Annotated in this window: 17 protein-coding genes; 3 read left to right on the top strand and 14 right to left on the bottom strand. The window is 67.0% G+C overall.

The annotated features are described in order from the left end of the window. Positions 1-3 precede the first annotated feature (3 nt). From MMB92_RS15335 to rpe, 8 genes are all read right to left on the bottom strand, one after another. Positions 4-921, bottom strand: coding sequence for a uracil-DNA glycosylase (locus MMB92_RS15335; RefSeq protein WP_048989067.1), 918 nt, complete (start codon positions 919-921; stop codon positions 4-6). A gap of 13 nt (positions 922-934) precedes the next feature. Beyond that, positions 935-1,561 (bottom strand): CYTH domain-containing protein, encoded by a 627-nt coding sequence (locus MMB92_RS15340; protein WP_006482076.1) that lies wholly within the window; start codon positions 1,559-1,561, stop codon positions 935-937. Further along, complete coding sequence (trpC, locus tag MMB92_RS15345; RefSeq protein WP_277562768.1) at positions 1,561-2,346, bottom strand: indole-3-glycerol phosphate synthase TrpC; 786 nt, start codon at positions 2,344-2,346, stop codon at positions 1,561-1,563. The genes MMB92_RS15340 and trpC overlap by 1 nt, the downstream gene beginning before the upstream one ends. A 28-nt stretch (positions 2,347-2,374) precedes the next feature. After that, entirely contained in the window at positions 2,375-3,406 is a 1,032-nt protein-coding gene (gene trpD / locus MMB92_RS15350) for an anthranilate phosphoribosyltransferase (RefSeq protein WP_006482067.1), read from the bottom strand. 13 nt (positions 3,407-3,419) lie between these two features. Beyond that, on the bottom strand, positions 3,420-4,019 hold the full coding sequence (locus MMB92_RS15355; RefSeq protein ID WP_058901223.1) for an aminodeoxychorismate/anthranilate synthase component II: 600 nt from the start codon (positions 4,017-4,019) through the stop codon (positions 3,420-3,422). Between the two features lie 13 nt (positions 4,020-4,032). Beyond that, positions 4,033-5,526 carry an anthranilate synthase component I gene (gene trpE, locus MMB92_RS15360; protein WP_006482077.1) on the bottom strand — a complete coding sequence of 498 codons (1,494 nt, stop codon included), beginning with the start codon at positions 5,524-5,526 and terminating at the stop codon, positions 4,033-4,035. Positions 5,527-5,883: 357 nt separating this feature from the next. Then, entirely contained in the window at positions 5,884-6,648 is a 765-nt protein-coding gene (locus tag MMB92_RS15365; protein WP_277562769.1) for a phosphoglycolate phosphatase, read from the bottom strand. A gap of 4 nt (positions 6,649-6,652) precedes the next feature. Further along, positions 6,653-7,339, bottom strand: coding sequence for a ribulose-phosphate 3-epimerase (gene rpe, locus MMB92_RS15370; protein WP_006482066.1), 687 nt, complete (start codon positions 7,337-7,339; stop codon positions 6,653-6,655). A 178-nt stretch (positions 7,340-7,517) separates the two neighbouring features. On the opposite strand from rpe, the gene apaG reads away from it, so the two are divergent. Beyond that, a complete protein-coding gene (apaG, locus tag MMB92_RS15375; protein WP_006477037.1) occupies positions 7,518-7,892 on the top strand; it encodes a Co2+/Mg2+ efflux protein ApaG in 375 nt (124 codons plus the stop codon). Positions 7,893-7,913: 21 nt separating this feature from the next. On the opposite strand, the gene MMB92_RS15380 is transcribed toward apaG, so the two are convergent. Continuing rightward, on the bottom strand, positions 7,914-8,057 hold the full coding sequence (locus MMB92_RS15380; RefSeq protein WP_006482075.1) for a hypothetical protein: 144 nt from the start codon (positions 8,055-8,057) through the stop codon (positions 7,914-7,916). 28 nt (positions 8,058-8,085) lie between these two features. On the opposite strand from MMB92_RS15380, the gene MMB92_RS15385 reads away from it, so the two are divergent. Continuing rightward, a complete protein-coding gene (locus MMB92_RS15385) occupies positions 8,086-9,210 on the top strand; it encodes an MltA domain-containing protein (RefSeq protein ID WP_049126219.1) in 1,125 nt (374 codons plus the stop codon). 255 nt (positions 9,211-9,465) lie between these two features. Here the strand turns inward: MMB92_RS15385 and paaK are convergent, their stop codons facing one another. From paaK to paaN, 5 genes are all read right to left on the bottom strand, one after another. After that, positions 9,466-10,764, bottom strand: coding sequence for a phenylacetate--CoA ligase PaaK (gene paaK / locus MMB92_RS15390; RefSeq protein ID WP_006491104.1), 1,299 nt, complete (start codon positions 10,762-10,764; stop codon positions 9,466-9,468). A gap of 38 nt (positions 10,765-10,802) precedes the next feature. Continuing rightward, the gene (paaI, locus tag MMB92_RS15395) at positions 10,803-11,255 is read right to left on the bottom strand and encodes a hydroxyphenylacetyl-CoA thioesterase PaaI (RefSeq protein WP_059723913.1); all 453 of its coding nucleotides are present in this window, start codon (positions 11,253-11,255) and stop codon (positions 10,803-10,805) included. 1 nt (position 11,256) lies between these two features. Further along, the gene (paaG, locus tag MMB92_RS15400; protein WP_058901226.1) at positions 11,257-12,048 is read right to left on the bottom strand and encodes a 2-(1,2-epoxy-1,2-dihydrophenyl)acetyl-CoA isomerase PaaG; all 792 of its coding nucleotides are present in this window, start codon (positions 12,046-12,048) and stop codon (positions 11,257-11,259) included. A gap of 45 nt (positions 12,049-12,093) precedes the next feature. After that, positions 12,094-13,296 (bottom strand): 3-oxoadipyl-CoA thiolase, encoded by a 1,203-nt coding sequence (gene pcaF, locus MMB92_RS15405; protein WP_034201054.1) that lies wholly within the window; start codon positions 13,294-13,296, stop codon positions 12,094-12,096. Positions 13,297-13,383: 87 nt separating this feature from the next. Then, positions 13,384-15,090 carry a phenylacetic acid degradation protein PaaN gene (gene paaN, locus MMB92_RS15410; RefSeq protein ID WP_006491101.1) on the bottom strand — a complete coding sequence of 569 codons (1,707 nt, stop codon included), beginning with the start codon at positions 15,088-15,090 and terminating at the stop codon, positions 13,384-13,386. Between the two features lie 129 nt (positions 15,091-15,219). Here paaN and MMB92_RS15415 point away from each other — a divergent pair, with 129 nt between their 5' ends. Further along, positions 15,220-15,996, top strand: coding sequence for an enoyl-CoA hydratase (locus MMB92_RS15415; protein WP_006491102.1), 777 nt, complete (start codon positions 15,220-15,222; stop codon positions 15,994-15,996). Positions 15,997-16,424: the final 428 nt, after the last annotated feature.

A 16,424-nucleotide genomic window follows, 5' to 3' on the forward strand; every position in this document is an offset into this window, starting at 1 on the left:
CCGTTACGCGAACGTTTCGGCCACGTCCGGCAGGCGCCAGTCGATCGGTGCGCGGCCCGCGCCGACCAGATAGTCGTTCGCGAGCGCGAAATGGCGGCAGCCGAGGAAGCCGCGGTGCGCGGACAGCGGCGACGGGTGCGGCGCCTCCAGCACGCAGTGTTCGCTCGGATCGAACAGCGCGCGCTTGGCCTGCGCATGTGCGCCCCACAGCATGAACACGAGCCCGCGATGGCGGTTGGCGAGTTCGCGGATCAGCGTGTCCGTGCATTGTTCCCAGCCGCGCTTCGCGTGGCTCGCGGCCGCGCCGCGCTCGACCGTCAGCACGGTGTTGAGCAGCAGCACGCCCTGCCGCGCCCACGTATCGAGGCAGCCGTGGCGCGGCGTGTCGTGACCGAAGTTCGCGGCGATTTCCTTGAAGATGTTGCGCAGCGACGGCGGCGTGCGCACGGCCGGCGGCACCGAGAACGCGAGGCCGTGCGCCTGCGGCGTGCCGCGATCGTCGCCGTGGTACGGGTCCTGGCCGAGGATCACGACCTTCACGTCGTCGGGATGCGTCAGGCGCAGCGCGCGAAACACGTCGGTCGGGTAGACCGTCTTGCCGGCCGCGCGCTCGTCGTCGACGAAGCGGCACAGCGGCGCGTACGCGTCGCTGTCGATGAACGGCTTCAGCACGTCGCGCCAGACGGCCGGCAGCGCGTCGAATTGCGCGGCGAGATGCGGTACGTCGGCGGCAACGGACTGCGGTGCCGCGGCGGCCGGGGCCGGCGCGGACGCCGGTGCGGCGGTTTTCTTCGCGGCTTTGCGCGCGGCCGCGGGTGGCTCGGAAGCCGGGGACGGAAGATCGGCCGGTGCCGTTTCCGGCACGGGATCGTCGAACAGCGACGCCTGTTGCGGCGCGCGGGAAGTCTTGCGGGTTGCCATGCGTGATGCGTGTTTATTGCGCGCGCAGCCGGTAGCCGCGCTGCGCCTTGCTGATATTTTCGGGAACGAGGCCCGGCAGCGCCTGCTGCAGTTCGGCGGCGAGCGTCGCGAGCGCCGTTTCCGGGCCGTCGATCAGTTCGAGTTCGATTTCGCTGATCGGTTCGCGGCGCGTGTCGCGCTCCGCCTGGACGACGATCTCGCCGAGGTCCACCGCGGCTTCGACGGTTGCGCCGCCGATTGCGATGCGCCACAGCGTACGCGAAAAATCCGTGCGGAACAGCGCGTACAGGGCGCCGGCCGCGTCATTCAGCGCGGCGGCGGCTTCCGGCACGTCGCAAGCCGCGACGAGCGCGTCGATTTCGAGCGCGTCGCCGGCGACCGGCAGTTCCCATTCGTGGCGGCGGTGCAGGCCGCCTTCCGCGCTGCCGACGGTCTTGAACGTCTGTAGCCAGCCGTCCGGCGTGCGGCGCACGCGCACGGCGCTCTTCGAGCGCGCCAGCGCGAGATCGGGCGTGTCGTAATAGACGTTCGCGAGCGTGATCGCGTGGCCGGGCTCGCCGGTCAGCGTCTCGAAGAAGCGGCGCGCGGCGTCGGCCTGGCCGGCCGGCAGCGCGAGCTTGATTTCCTTTTCGATCGCCATCAGAAGAACATCCGTGCGAGTTCCTCGCCCGGCTGGTCGGCGCGCATGAACGCTTCGCCGACGAGGAACGTGTTCACGTTCGCCGCGCGCATCGTGTCGACGTCGGTGCGCGACAGGATGCCCGATTCGGTCACGACGATGCGGTCCGACGGAATCATGTCGAGCATGTCGAGCGTGGTCTGGATCGACGTCTCGAACGTGCGCAGGTTGCGGTTGTTGATGCCGAGCAGCGGCGTCTTCAGCGTCAGCGCCTGTTCCATCTCGTGGCGGTCGTGTACTTCGACCAGCACCGCGAGCCCGAGCGAATGCGCATACGCTTCGAGATCCTGCATCAGCGGCGTGTCGAGCGCGGCGGCGATCAGCAGGATCGCGTCGGCGCCCATCGCGCGGGCTTCGACGATCTGGTATGCGTCGACGATGAAGTCCTTGCGCAGCACCGGCAGCGAGCAGGCCGCGCGCGCTTCCTCGAGATAGCGCACGCCGCCCTGGAAGAACTGCTCGTCGGTCAGCACCGACAGGCACGCGGCGCCGTGCGCCGCATACGAATGCGCGATGTCGGCCGGCACGAAATGCTCGCGCAGCACGCCTTTCGACGGGCTCGCCTTCTTGATTTCGGCGATCACGGCGGCGTTGCCGGCCGCGTGCTTCGCCCGCAGCGCGCCGACGAAGTCGCGCAGGTCGCGCGCCGATGCGTCGAGTTTCAGTGCCTCGAGCGGCGTGCTGCGCATGGCCGCCGCGACTTCTTCGCGCTTGACGGCGATGATTCGGTCGAGAATGTCGCTCATGTGGGTTCCTGCTGGATTCGTAAGAGGGTCAGCGCTTGAACTGCTGCGTGAAGCGCACGAGTTCGTCGACTTTCGCGCGGGCCTTGCCGCTCGCGATCGCTTCGCGGGCGAGCTGGATGCCGTCCGCGATCGATTCGGCGACGTTCGCCGCATAGAGCGCGGTGCCCGCGTTCAGCGTGACGATCTCGCGCGCGACGCCCGGCTGGTTGTCCAGCGCGCCGAGCAGCATCGTGCGGGATTCGTCGGCATTTTCCACCTTCAGCGTGCGGTTCGACACCATCTGCAGGCCGAAGTCCTCCGGATGGATCTCGTATTCGTGCACCTTGCCGTCGCGCAATTCGCCGACGAGCGTCGCGGCGCCGAGCGATACCTCGTCCATCCCGTCCTTGCCGTACACGACCAGCACGTGCTGCGCGCCGAGGCGCTGCATCACGCGCACCTGGATGCCGACGAGGTCGGCGTGGAACACGCCCATCAGCTGGTTCGGCGCGCCGGCCGGATTGGTCAGCGGGCCGAGGATGTTGAAGATCGTGCGCACGCCGAGCTCGCGGCGCACGGCCGCGATGTTCTTCATCGCCGGGTGATGGTTCGGCGCGAACATGAAGCCCATGCCGGTTTCGGCGATCGACGCGGCGACCTGGTCCGACTGCAGGTCGATGTTCACGCCGAGCGCCTCGAGCACGTCGGCGCTGCCGGACTTGCTCGATACGCCGCGGTTGCCGTGCTTCGCGACCTTCGCGCCCGCGGCCGCCGTGACGAACATCGACGCGGTCGAGATGTTGAACGTGTGCGAGCCGTCGCCGCCGGTGCCGACGATGTCGACGAAGTTCGAGTTGTCCTGCACCTCGACGTGGTTCGCGAATTCGCGCATCACGGTCGCGGCGGCGGCGATCTCGCCGATCGTCTCCTTCTTCACGCGCAGCCCGGTGATGATCGCGGCCGCCATCACGGGCGACAGGTCGCCGCGCATGATCAGCCGCATCAGGTGCAGCATTTCGTCGTGGAAGATCTCGCGGTGCTCGATCGTCCGTTGCAGCGCTTCCTGCGGGGTAATCGTCATCGTGAGGCTCCCGTCAGGCGGTGGGCGCGGCCACGCGGGCCGCTCCGCGCGTCTGCTTCAAGAAATTCTCGAGCAACGCATGGCCGTGCTCGGACAGGATCGATTCCGGGTGGAACTGCACGCCTTCGACCGGCAGCGTCTTGTGGCGTACGCCCATGATTTCGCCGTCGTCGGTCCACGCGGACACCTCGAGGCAGTCCGGCAGCGATTCGCGCTCGATCGCGAGCGAGTGGTAGCGCGTCACGTCGAAATGCTTCGGCAGGTCGGCGAACACGCCGCGGCAGTCGGTTTCGATCCGGCTTACCTTGCCGTGCATGATGGTCTTCGCGCGCACCACGCGGCCGCCGAATGCCTCGCCGATCGCCTGGTGGCCGAGGCAGACGCCGAGGATCGGCTTCTTGCCCGCGAATTCGCGCAGCACGTCGAGCGTGATGCCCGCGTGCTGCGGATTGCTCGGGCCGGGCGACAGGCAGATCGCGTCGGGGTTCAGGCGCGCGATGTCGTCGAGCGTGATTTCGTCGTTGCGGTAGGTACGCACGTCCTCGCCGAGTTCGCCGAAGTACTGGACCAGGTTGTAGGTAAACGAGTCGTAGTTGTCGATCATGAGCAGCATGGTCAGTCTCCGGTCAGAAGTCGCTATCGAGGCCGTCCTGGACCTGTTCGGCCGCACGCAGCACCGCGCGCGCCTTGTTCTCGGTCTCTTGCCATTCGGATTCGGGCACCGAATCCGCGACGACGCCGGCCGCCGCTTGCACGTACAGGTTGCCGTTGTGGATCAGGCCCGTGCGGATCGCGATCGCCAGATCCATCTCGCCCGAGAACGACAGATAGCCGACCGCACCGCCGTACAGCCCGCGCTTGACCGGCTCGAGCTCGTCGATCAGTTCCATCGCGCGCACCTTCGGCGCGCCGGACAGCGTGCCGGCCGGGAAGGTCGCGCGCAGCACGTCGTAGTTCGTCATGCCGGGCTTCAGCTTGCCTTCGACCGAGCTGACGATGTGCTGCACGTGCGAGTACTTCTCGATGACCATCTGGTCGGTCACCTGCACCGAGCCGATTTCCGCGATGCGGCCGACGTCGTTGCGCGCGAGGTCGATCAGCATCACGTGCTCGGCGATCTCCTTCGGGTCGTTGAGCAGCTCGGTCGCGAGTTCCGCGTCGCGCTCGGGCGTGTTGCCGCGCGGGCGCGTGCCGGCGAGCGGGCGGATCGTGACGATCTGGTCTTCGCCGCGCTTTTCCTGGCGCACCAGGATTTCCGGCGATGCGCCGACCACGTGGAAATCGCCGAAGTTGTAGTAATACATGTACGGCGACGGATTCAGCGAACGCAGCGCGCGGTACAGCGACAGCGGATTGTCGCGGTACGGCTTCGTCAGCCGCTGGCCGACCTGGATCTGCATCAGCTCGCCGGCGGCGATGTATTCCTTGGCCTGGCGCACGGCGGCCAGATAGTCGTCCTTCTTGAATTCACGGAACGTCTCGGTGCGCACGCTCGCCGACGTGACGGGCGGCTGCACGGTCGTGCGCAGGCGCTGCTTCAGTTCGCGCAGGCGCTGTTTCGCCTTCGCGTACGCTTCGGGCTGGCCCGGGTCCGCGTAGATGATCAGGTAGAGCTTGCCGGCGAGGTTGTCGATCACCGCGACTTCCTCGGTCAGCAGCAACTGGATGTCGGGCAGGCCGAGATCGTCGCGCGGCGCGGTGTTCGCGAGCTTCTTCTCGATGTAGCGCACCGCGTCGTAGCCGAAGTAGCCGGCGAGGCCGCCGCAAAAGCGCGGCAGGCCCGGGCGCTGCGCGACCTTGAAGCGCGCCTGGAACGATTCGATGAACTGGAACGGGTCGCCGTCGTGCGTCTCGACGACCTGGCCGTCGCGCACGACTTCCGACACGCCGTTGCGGGTGCGCACCAGCGTGCGGGCGGGCAGGCCGATGAACGAATAGCGGCCGAAGCGTTCGCCGCCGACCACCGATTCGAGCAGGAACGAGTTGGCGCCCGCGCGTTCGGGCTGGGCCAGCTTCAGGTAGAGGGACAGCGGCGTTTCGAGATCGGCGAGGGCTTCCGCGATCAGCGGGATGCGGTTGTAGCCTTCGTTCGCGAGCGATTGGAATTCGAGTTCGGTCATGTTCCGGTCCTGTTCGGGACGAGCGGCGCGTGCGCCAGGGATCACTTGACGCTGCGCGGGTGGCCGTCGGCGAAAGGGCGGTCGATCGAGAAGTGCCTGTTGCCGGCCGGCACTCCGGGCGTGAACGTCGCGAGCCTGCGGCCGGTCCTGAACGCGAGCGTTCGGACGCGGTGGAACTCGAGGTGGTGCGACGGTCGGCGCGCGGATGCGCAGCGAGATAAAAAACGGCGCTGAAGACGTGCTTCAGCGTACCTCATCGAAGAGGTTAGCGCGACCAGCGACGCCAGGGCCAGGCTCCCCGGTCGATGCTGCTCAGACTCCGTTTTTTATTCAGAAACATGCGGATGGAAGAAATAATCAGATGGTTGGCCGGCCGGCGTTGTGCGCGGAAATTGTGCGAGCCGCGACCAGCAACGAATCGACTATACCATCCGAATTTATCGTTTGTATAGCTTTGCCGTGGTTGTAGCCGTACGGCACCGTCAGCGTCGCCATCCCGGCCGCGCGGCCCGCCAGCGCATCGTTTTCCGAGTCGCCGATCGCGACCGCGGCGTCCGGCGCGACGCCGAGCGCGTCGCAGGCCGTCAGCATCGGCAGCGGGTCGGGCTTCTTGCGCGCGACGCTGTCGCCGCCCAGCACGATGCCGAAGCAGCCGGCCAGCCCGTATTGTTCGAGCAGCTCGACCGCGAAGCGGTGCGGCTTGTTCGTCACGCACGCGAGCCGGATGCCGGCCGCGCGCAGTGCATCGAGGCCGGCTGCCACGTCCGGATAGAGGCGCGTGTGGCGGCCGTTGATCTTCGCGTATTCGCTCTGATAGATCGCCAGTGCGTGGTCGAAGCGCGCGTGCGCTTCGTCGGCCGGGAAGCGCGGCTTCAGCACGCTCTGGATCAGGTGTTCGGAGCCCTTGCCGACGTAGCCGATCACTTCGTCGCGCGACGTGGCCGGCCCGCCGAGCTGCGCGAGCATCCCGTTCAGGCCGGCCGTGAAATCGTCGGCGGTATCGACCATCGTGCCGTCGAGGTCGATCAGCGCGGCGTCGATGCGCGGCGCGGCAAAGCGGATCGGGGCCGCGTCCGTGGCGGCCTCGGCCGGCGCGCGGCCGGCGAACGACGAGTCGGCCACGGCGTCAGCTCCGTTCGACGGTCGCGAGCGCCGCGCGCATCTCGTCGATCACCTTGCGGTAGTCGGGCTTGCCGAAGATCGCCGAACCCGCGACGAACGTGTCCGCGCCGGCCGCCGCGATTTCCGCGATGTTGTCGGCCTTCACGCCGCCGTCGACCTCGAGCAGGATCTCGCGGCCCGTGCGCTCGGTGTACGCGTCGATGCGCGCACGCGCCTCGCGCAGCTTGTTCAGCGTTTCCGGAATGAACGACTGGCCGCCGAAGCCGGGGTTCACCGACATCAGCAGCACGAAGTCGAGGCGGTCCATCACGTGGTCGAGGTAGTTCAGCGGCGTGGCCGGATTGAACACGAGACCGGCCTTGCAGCCGTGGTCGCGGATCAGCGACAGCGTGCGGTCGATGTGATCGGAGCCTTCCGGGTGGAAGCTGATCAGGTTCGCGCCGGCCTTCGCGAAATCGGGCACGATCCGGTCGACCGGGCGCACCATCAGGTGCACGTCGATCGGCACCTGCACGTGCGGGCGGATCGCCTCGCAGACGAGCGGGCCGATCGTCAGGTTCGGCACATAATGGTTGTCCATCACGTCGAAGTGAATCCAGTCGGCGCCGGCGGCGACCACGTTGCGGACTTCTTCGCCGAGCCGTGCAAAGTCGGCCGACAGGATGCTGGGAGCGATGCGGAATTGAGTCATGACAGGGGAGCGGGGGACGTTGCGGCGCAAAACCGTCATTCTACCGTCCGGCGACCCGGCGCGCGGCGGCAGGCCGTGCGGTTGCGGCCCGATTGCGCATAGAATGCCGAACCAATGCGGCGCGCCCGCGGCCCGGCCGCTCGAGTCGGCGCGCGCGGTTACCTAGAGCGGACACACCATGAGTCAGTATCAGTTCACCGTTTCGGTGAAAACCAGCTACTTGCCGGAACAATCCGACCCCGATCACCGTCAATACGCATTCGCGTACACGCTGACGATCCGCAATACCGGACAGGTCGCGGCGCAACTGATCGCCCGTCACTGGATCATCACGGACAGCGAGAGCCACGTGCAGGAAGTGAAGGGACTCGGCGTCGTCGGGCACCAGCCGCTGCTGCAGCCGGGCGAGCATTTCGAATACACGAGCTGGGCCGTGATCGCGACGCCGGTCGGCACGATGCGCGGTGCGTACTTCTGCGTGGCGGAAGACGGCGAGCGTTTCGAGGCGCCGGTCGACGAGTTCGCCCTGCACATGCCGCGCACGCTGCATTGAGCGTGCAGTGTGCGACGGGCGTCAGCGCGGCTGGCGGTCGTTGTGGCGGGCCTGCTTCTTTCTGCCCGACGACGTCCACACGACGATGAAGATCAGCAGGGCAAGCGCTACGAAGGCTTCGAGCGCGAAGATGAGCATCGGATATTGGTCGAGAAAATCTGACATGGCGGTTTCCATCAAGAACGGACATTGTATGTGGTTTGGGCCCCGGCTGGCCGGGTGGATGGCCGCCGCCGCGGCGGCGGCGCTGCTCGCGGCGTGCGGTGGTGCGCCGACGCGGACCTCCGCGCTGAAGCCGCCGACCGGCGCGGCGATCGTGCCGGGGCAGGTCGCCGCGAAGCGGCTCACGCCGGTCGCGTGGCAGCAGGTGCCGGGCTGGCAGGACGATTCGTTGATCGGCGCGACGGCCGCGCTGCGGCAGAACTGCGCGCGGCTCGCGCGCCAGCCGGCCTGGGCGCGCGCTTGCGCGGCCGCCGACCGGCTCGACGAACTCGACGTCAGCAGCGCCCGCACTTTCTTCGAAACGTATTTCACGCCGTTCCAGCTCGCGAATACCGACGGTACGCTCGACGGACTCGTGACCGGTTATTACGAGCCGCTGCTGCACGGTTCGCGCGTGCGCCGCGGCCCGTATCAGTACGCGCTCTATCGCTGGCCGGCCGGCTATCGCGCGGGCGCCCCGCTGCCGGCACGCGCGCAGCTCGAGCGCGCCGGCATCCTGAACGGCAACGAACTCGTGTGGGTCGACGATCCGATCGAGGCGTTCTTCCTGCAGGTGCAGGGCTCGGGTCGCGTGCTGCTCGACGACGGTTCGGTGATGCGGGTCGGCTTCGGCGGCACCAACAACCAGCCGTACCGTTCGATCGGCAAGTGGCTGCTCGATCGCGGCGAGCTGACGCCCGCGCAGGCGACGATGCAGGGCATCAAGGCATGGGCGAAGGCGAACCCGACGCGCGTCGACGCGCTGCTCGACACGAATCCGCGCTTCGTGTTCTTCCGCGACATGCCGACCAAGGAAGATGCGCCGCATGGCGGCGCGGACGGTCCGATCGGCGCGCTCGGCGTGCCGCTGACGCCGGAGCGCTCGATTGCGGTCGATCCGTCGTCGATCCCGCTCGGCACGCCGGTGTTTCTGCAGACCACGCGTCCGCTGACGAATACGCCGATGAACCGGCTCGTGTTCGCGCAGGATACGGGCTCGGCGATCAAAGGTGGCGTGCGGGCCGACTATTTCTGGGGGCTCGGCGACGACGCGGGTGATCAGGCTGGCCGGATGAAGCAGGTCGGCCGGATGTGGCTGCTGTTCCCGAATTCGTGATTCGGGATGACGCGGGCTGCACGGAGGAGGCGGTCTGTGCATGAGCCGCGGGGTTCGTGGCGTGTCTCGGGTGCGTGGCGCATGCCGACGGTCTGATCGCGGGTGTGGCCCTGTGATTTAGGTTCGCGTGATGCAGCGATGTCACGTCGAACGACGCTTTGGAATTGAAACAGCCCGATCGGTGTTGGCCGATCGGGCTGTTTCATTTGCCGGCACGGATTCGCCGTTGGGCGACGTACAGGTGGCGAGCGACCCTCAGCCCTTGCGCTTGTCGACGACCCGGCGCGCCTTGCCGACCGACCGCTCGATGCCGTTCACGGGCAGCACGTTGATCACGGCCGTCACGCCGATCAGCGACTTGATGTCGTACGCGAGCGCCTGTTTTGCCACCTGGATCGCCGCGGTGTCGGGCGCGGTTTCCGGGCAGGGTTCGACGTTGAGCGTCAGCACGTCGAGCGGGCCTTCCTTCGTCAGCACGATCTGATAGTGCGGCGCGAGCGCGCGCTGCTTGAGCAACTGTTCCTCGATTTGCGTCGGGAACACGTTGACGCCGCGCACGATCATCATGTCGTCCGACCGGCCGGTGATCTTCTCCATCCGGCGCATCGTCCGGGCGGTGCCCGGCAGCAGGCGCGTGAGGTCGCGCGTGCGATAGCGGATGATCGGCAGCGCTTCCTTCGTCAGCGACGTGAACACGAGCTCGCCGAGTTCGCCGTCCGGGAGCACTTCGCCGGTTTCCGGATCGATGATTTCCGGATAGAAGTGATCTTCCCAGATGGTCGGGCCGTCCTTGGTCTCGACGCATTCGGACGCCACGCCGGGGCCCATCACTTCGGACAGTCCGTAGATGTCGACTGCGTCGATGCCCATCCGCTGTTCGATGGCGACGCGCATGTCGTTGGTCCACGGCTCCGCGCCGAAGATGCCGATGCGCAGCGAGCTTTGCACGGGATCGAGGCCCTGGCGCTCGATCTCGTCGGCGATCGACAGCATGTAGCTCGGCGTGACCATGATGATGTCGGGCCGGAAATCCTGGATCAGCTGTACCTGCTTTTCGGTCTGGCCGCCGCCGAACGGGATCACGGTGAGGCCCGCGCGTTCTGCGCCGTAGTGCGCGCCGAGCCCGCCCGTGAACAGCCCGTAGCCGTAGCTGACGTGCACCTTGTCGCCGCGGCGTGCGCCGGCGGCGCGGATCGAGCGGGCGACGAGATTCGCCCACGTATCGATGTCGGCAGCCGTATAGCCGACGACCGTCGGCTTGCCGGTCGTGCCCGACGACGCGTGGATGCGCGAGATCCGGTCCTGCGGCACCGCGAACATCCCGAACGGATAGCTGTCGCGCAGGTCGCCCTTGGTCGTGAACGGGAAGCGCGACAGGTCGGCGAGCGTCTTCAGGTCGTCCGGATGCACGCCGGCTTCGTCGAACTTGCGGCGATAGACGGGCGAGTGATCATACGCATGCCGGAGCGACCACTTGAGGCGCTCGAGCTGCAGCGCGGTCAGCTCGTCGCGTGAGGCGGTCTCGATCGGCTCGAGCGGTAGCGGGGTAGTCATGCATGTCTCCAGTGTTTGTTATGGGCGAGCCGTCGACGTCAGCGGTCTTCCGGGATGACCGTGCCCTTGATCTGGGCGGATTTGCCGCGAAACATCGCGACCGTGTCGCCTGTCTGGTTCGTGACGCGGATGTCGTAGATGCCGTGGCGGCCGGCGCGCGCCTGCTCGATCGCCTCGGCCGTCAGCACGTCGCCGCCGTGCACGGGGCGCAGGAATTCGATCGAGCAGCCGGCCGCGACCGCACTCAGGTTGTACGAGTTGCACGCGAACGCGAACGTCGAATCGGCGAGCGTGAAGATGATCCCGCCGTGGCAGGTCTGGTGCCCATTCAGGAATTCGGGTCGCACGCGCATCTGCAGGCGGGCGTAGCCCGCGCGTACTTCGGCGATCTCCATGCCGAACGCGCGGCTGCAGGCGTCGGCGTCGTACATGGCCCGCGCGGTCGCGCGGGCGAGCGCATCGGGGGCGAGCGTGGCGGTGGCGTTCGTCATGTCAACGTCCCTCGAAGCGCGGTGCGCGCTTCTCGATGAAGGCCTGCACGCCTTCCGCATAGTCGTGCGACTGGCCGAGCTTGCGCTGCAGGTCGCGTTCCAGGTCGAGCTGCTGATCGAGCGTGTTCGTGACGCTGTCTCGCATCGACTGCTTGATCGATGCGATGGCGAGCGTCGGCTGCTGCGCGAGCTGGGTGGCGAGCTGGCGGGTTGTCGCGACGAGCGCTTCGTCGTCGACCGCACGCCAGATCAGACCCCACTGTTCGGCCTGTTCGGCGCCGAGCTTGTCGCCGGTCAGTGCGAGCCCCAGCGCGCGTGCCATGCCGACGCGTTGCGGCAGGAACCACGTGCCGCCCGAATCGGGCACAAGCCCGATCTTGACGAAGGCCTGGATGAAACTGCTCGAACGGGCGGCAAACACCAGATCGCACGCAAGTGCGAGATTCGCGCCGGCGCCGGCGGCCGTGCCGTTGACGGCCGCGATCACCGGAATCGGCAGACGCTGCAGGCGGCGGATCAGCGGATTGAAATGCTCGTCGATCAGCGTGCCGAGATCGGTGGACGCGCCCGGCGTGAAGTCGAGGTCGGCCAGATCCTGGCCCGCGCAAAAGCCGCGGCCCGCACCCGTCAGAATCAGCGCACGCGCGCTGGTCGCCTCGACTTCATCGAGCGCCGACTGCAGTTCGCGATGCATCGCCCGCGTGAAGCTGTTCAGCTTGTCGGGCCGGTTGAGCGTGATCGTGGCCACGCCCGCGGCCTGATCGATATCCAGCTGGATCGCCTGATAGGACATGCAGTGTCTCCTTCATGACTTCGTTATAGGCGGACGGTGCGTGGGTTACACGCGTTCGATCGCGATCGCGATGCCCTGGCCGACGCCGATGCACATCGTACAGAGCGCGAACCGGCCGCCGGTGCGCTCGAGTTGATGGAGCGCCGTGGTGACGAGCCGGGCGCCCGATGCGCCGAGCGGGTGGCCGAGCGCGATCGCACCGCCGTTCGGGTTCACGCGCGGATCGTCGTCGGCGACGCCGAGCATGCGCAGCACGGCGAGACCTTGCGACGCGAACGCCTCGTTCAGTTCGATCACGTCGAACTGGTCGATGCGCATCCCGAGCTGGTGCAGGAGTTTCTGCGTGGCCGGCGCGGGACCGATGCCCATCACGCGCGGCTCGACGCCGGCGGTCGCCATGCCGACGACGCGCGCGCGGCGGCGCAGGCCATACTGGTCGGCCGCCTGCGCATTGGCGAGCAGCAGCGCGCAGGCGCCGTCGTTCACGCCCGACGCGTTGCCGGCCGTCACCGAGCCGTCCGGGCGCACGACGCCCTTCAGCTTCGCAAGCGCCTCGAGCGACGTTTCGCGCGGATGCTCGTCACGCGACACGACGATGGCATCGCCTTTCTTCTGCGGAATCGTGACCGCGACGATTTCTTCGGCGAGCGTGCCGTCCTGCTGCGCCCGCGCGGCTTTCTGCTGGCTGCGCAGTGCGAACAGGTCCTGATCCGCGCGGCTGATGTCGTAGTCGAGCGCGACGTTCTCGGCCGTCTCCGGCATCGAATCGACGCCATACAGCTGCTTCATCAGCGGATTGACGAAGCGCCAGCCGATCGTCGTGTCGAAGATGTCGGCCTGGCGCGCGAACGCGCTCGCGGCCTTGCCCATCACGAACGGTGCGCGCGTCATGCTCTCGACGCCGCCAGCAATCATCAGACGTGCTTCACCTGCCTTGATCGCGCGCGCGGCCGTGCCGACCGCGTCCATCCCGGAGCCGCACAGCCGGTTCAGCGTCGTGCCGGGCACGGCAGTGGGCAGGCCCGCCAGCAGCGCCGACATGCGTGCCACGTTGCGGTTGTCCTCGCCGGCCTGGTTCGCACAACCGTAGACCACGTCGTCGATCGCCGCCCAGTCAACGTCGCGGTTGCGCTCGATCAGCGCCTTGAGCGGCACCGCGCCGAGGTCGTCGGCACGGACATCTTTCAGGGCGCCGCCGTAGCGGCCGATGGGGGTGCGAATCGCATCGCAGATGTAGGCGTCTGTCATGGGCGTATCGATGAGTGACGAACCCGCCGGGTGGCGGATTCGTTCATGGTAGAGAACATGGCGGCGTTTGCACGTCGGCCAATCGGGTTATGCCGTCTGGCCGGCTTCCGCAGGTACCGCCTTCGGGGCAACATGGACGCGGCTTTGCACCACGCGGAACCGGTTGGCGACGAATGCCGGATCGGCCAGCGCGGCGTTGGCCGCCGGGTTCGCGCCCGTGCCGTGGAAGTCGGAGAACGCGGCTGACTGGTTGACGAATACGCCGCCCGTGAGGTTGATCGACAGCGCGACGCCGCCACGCACCGCCGCGTCGTGCGCGGCATCGACGATCGCGTCGTCGGTGCTGTAGACGGAGAGGGTCAGTGCGCCATGCTCGGCGGCGATTTCACCGGCCAGGTCGAGCGACTGGGCAGTCGAGTCGGTCGAGATCACGAACGAGATCGGGCCGAACCACTCCTGCGTGAATTTCTCGCGGTCGGCCACGTCGAGTTGCAGCACGAGCGGTGTGCGCACGCGCGCATCGGGGAACGCGGGGTGCTGGAGGGTCTGGCTGTCGGCGAGCACGCGGCCGAGCTTGCGTGCGTCGTCGATGCGCGCGGTCACGCCGTCGTTCTGGATCGCGCCGATCAGTTCGACCGAGCGTGCCGGGTCGCCGGTGAGTTTCTGCACGGCAACCGCGATGGCTTGCGCGACTTCGTCGAAGCTCGCGTGGCCGTCGGCCGTCCGGATGCCGTCGCGCGGCACGTAGATGTTCTGCGGTGCGGTGCACATCTGGCCGGAGTACAGCGCCAGCGAGAACGCGATGTTCTTGGCGGCGGCCTTCAGATCGTCGGTCGAGTCGATCACGATCTGGTTGACGCCGGCTTTTTCGGTGTAGACCTGTGCCTGATGGGCATGGCGTTCGAGCCACGTGCCGTTCTGCGTGCTGCCGGTGAAGTCGATCAGCTTGATCTCGGGGCGCAGCGCGAGTTCCTGGACCAGCGCGCCGTCGTTGGGCTCGGTCGCAAGCAGCGTGACGACGTTCGGGTCGAATCCGGCTTCGCGCAGCACGTCGCGGGCGATCCGCACCGTGATGGCGAGCGGCAGGATCGCGCCCGGGTGCGGTTTGACGATCACCGTATTACCGGTTGCCAGGTCGGCGAACAGGCCGGGGTAGCCGTTCCAGGTCGGGAATGTGCAGCAGCCGAGCACGAGGCCCGTGCCGCGCGGCACGATCGTATAGCGCTTGTGCATCGCGAGCGGCGGGTTCTTGCCTTGCGGCTTTTCCCAGTGCGCATCGGCCGGGATGCGGCGCAGCTCGTCCCACGCATAGGCGACCGCTTCGAGGGCGCGGTCCTGCGCGTGTGGGCCGCCGGCCTGGAACGCCATCATGAAGGCTTGCCCGGTGGTGTGCATCACGCTGTAGGCAATTTCGAAGCTTGCGCGGTTCAGGCGCGCCAGGATTTCGAGGCTGACGCCGACCCACGCGCTCGGGCCAGCTTCGCGCCACGTGCGTTGCGCGGCGGCGGCGGCAGCGATCAGTGCGTCGGGCGTCGATTTCGGGTACCGGACGCCCAGCGCGATGCCGTACGGCGAGCGCTCGGCGCCGACCGTTTCACCGGTCGCCGGCTGGTCGAGTACGAAGGTCGTGTCGAGGTGCGACTTGAACGCGGCCTCACCGTCCGCGCTTGCGCTTTCCCCGTACACTTTGGGGCTCGGCATTTCGGCGAACGGGCTCCAGTACCCGCGGCTCTCGATGGCGGCGAGTGCGTGTTTCAGCGTGTCTTCGTGCTTCGTGAACAGGGCATGGGTCATGGCGGCGGCCTGATGAACGTTGAGAGGGATTGGATCGATTAATTAACCGACCGGTTGGTCGGAGAATGGTAGCATCAAACTATTCGCATGTGCGAGGCGTTTCTCATTTCATTGATCGAGGAGAAATAGATGGCTTACGAGAACATCCTGGTGGAGACCCGGGGGCGTGTCGGTCTGGTGACGCTGAACCGTCCGAAGGCGCTGAATGCGCTGAACGATGCTCTGATGGATGAGCTGGGCGCCGCGCTGAAGGCGTTCGATGCGGACGACGACATCGGCGCGATCGTCGTGACCGGGAGCGAAAAGGCGTTCGCGGCCGGTGCGGACATCGGCATGATGGCGACCTACTCCTATATGGATGTCTATCGGGGCGACTACATCACGCGCAACTGGGAGACGGTCCGCGAGATCCGCAAGCCGATCATTGCCGCGGTTTCGGGCTTTGCGCTGGGCGGTGGCTGCGAGCTGGCAATGATGTGCGACATCATTTTCGCGGCGGACACGGCCAAGTTCGGTCAGCCGGAAATCAAGCTGGGCGTCATGCCGGGGGCGGGCGGCACGCAGCGTTTGCCGCGCGCGGTATCGAAGGCGAAGGCGATGGACATGTGCCTGACCGCGCGCTTCATGGACGCTGTCGAAGCGGAGCGTGCCGGGCTCGTGTCACGCGTGCTGCCCGCCGACAAGCTGCTCGACGAGGCGATTGCCGCCGCCACCACGATCGCCGAGTTTTCGTTGCCGGCAGTCATGATGGTCAAGGAGTCGGTGAACCGCGCGTACGAGACGACGCTGGCTGAAGGCGTTCACTTCGAGCGCCGGCTGTTCCATTCGCTGTTCGCAACCGAAGATCAGAAGGAAGGGATGGCGGCATTCGTCGAGAAGCGGAAGCCGGTCTTCAAGCACCGCTGATCGACTGGCGTCGGTCGGGTGTCCGGTGGCTGGCCTGCACCGGTTGTCGGCGTGATCGCCTTGCCCCGTTCATCAAAAGCCTCCGTGCGCGTGAGCGCACGGAGGCTTTTTCAAACTTTCTTCACAAAGCGCTTGCAAGGATGGGGGCAGGTGCTTAGAATCACGCCTCTTTCGCGCCAACGGAAACGCGGCGCGGAGGGAAGGGAAGCAGTGCTGTTGGGGTTCGGAGGTAGCGAGCCTCGGCGGTACGGAAGTTGAGCCCCGCAGTCGCAACGAAGTCGTTCAGAAAGTTGTTGACGAACTGCGAAACACGGTTCATAATCTCGCTTCTCTGCTGCTGAAAACGCAGCGCTGCTGAGGGGTTCAAGATCCCTCGCAGACATGCTCTTTAAAAATTAACAGCCGATAAGTGTGGGCGCTTGATGACA

The sequence above is a fragment of the Burkholderia sp. IO2 genome (genome assembly GCF_029522185.1).
Lineage (GTDB): Bacteria > Pseudomonadota > Gammaproteobacteria > Burkholderiales > Burkholderiaceae > Burkholderia > Burkholderia cenocepacia.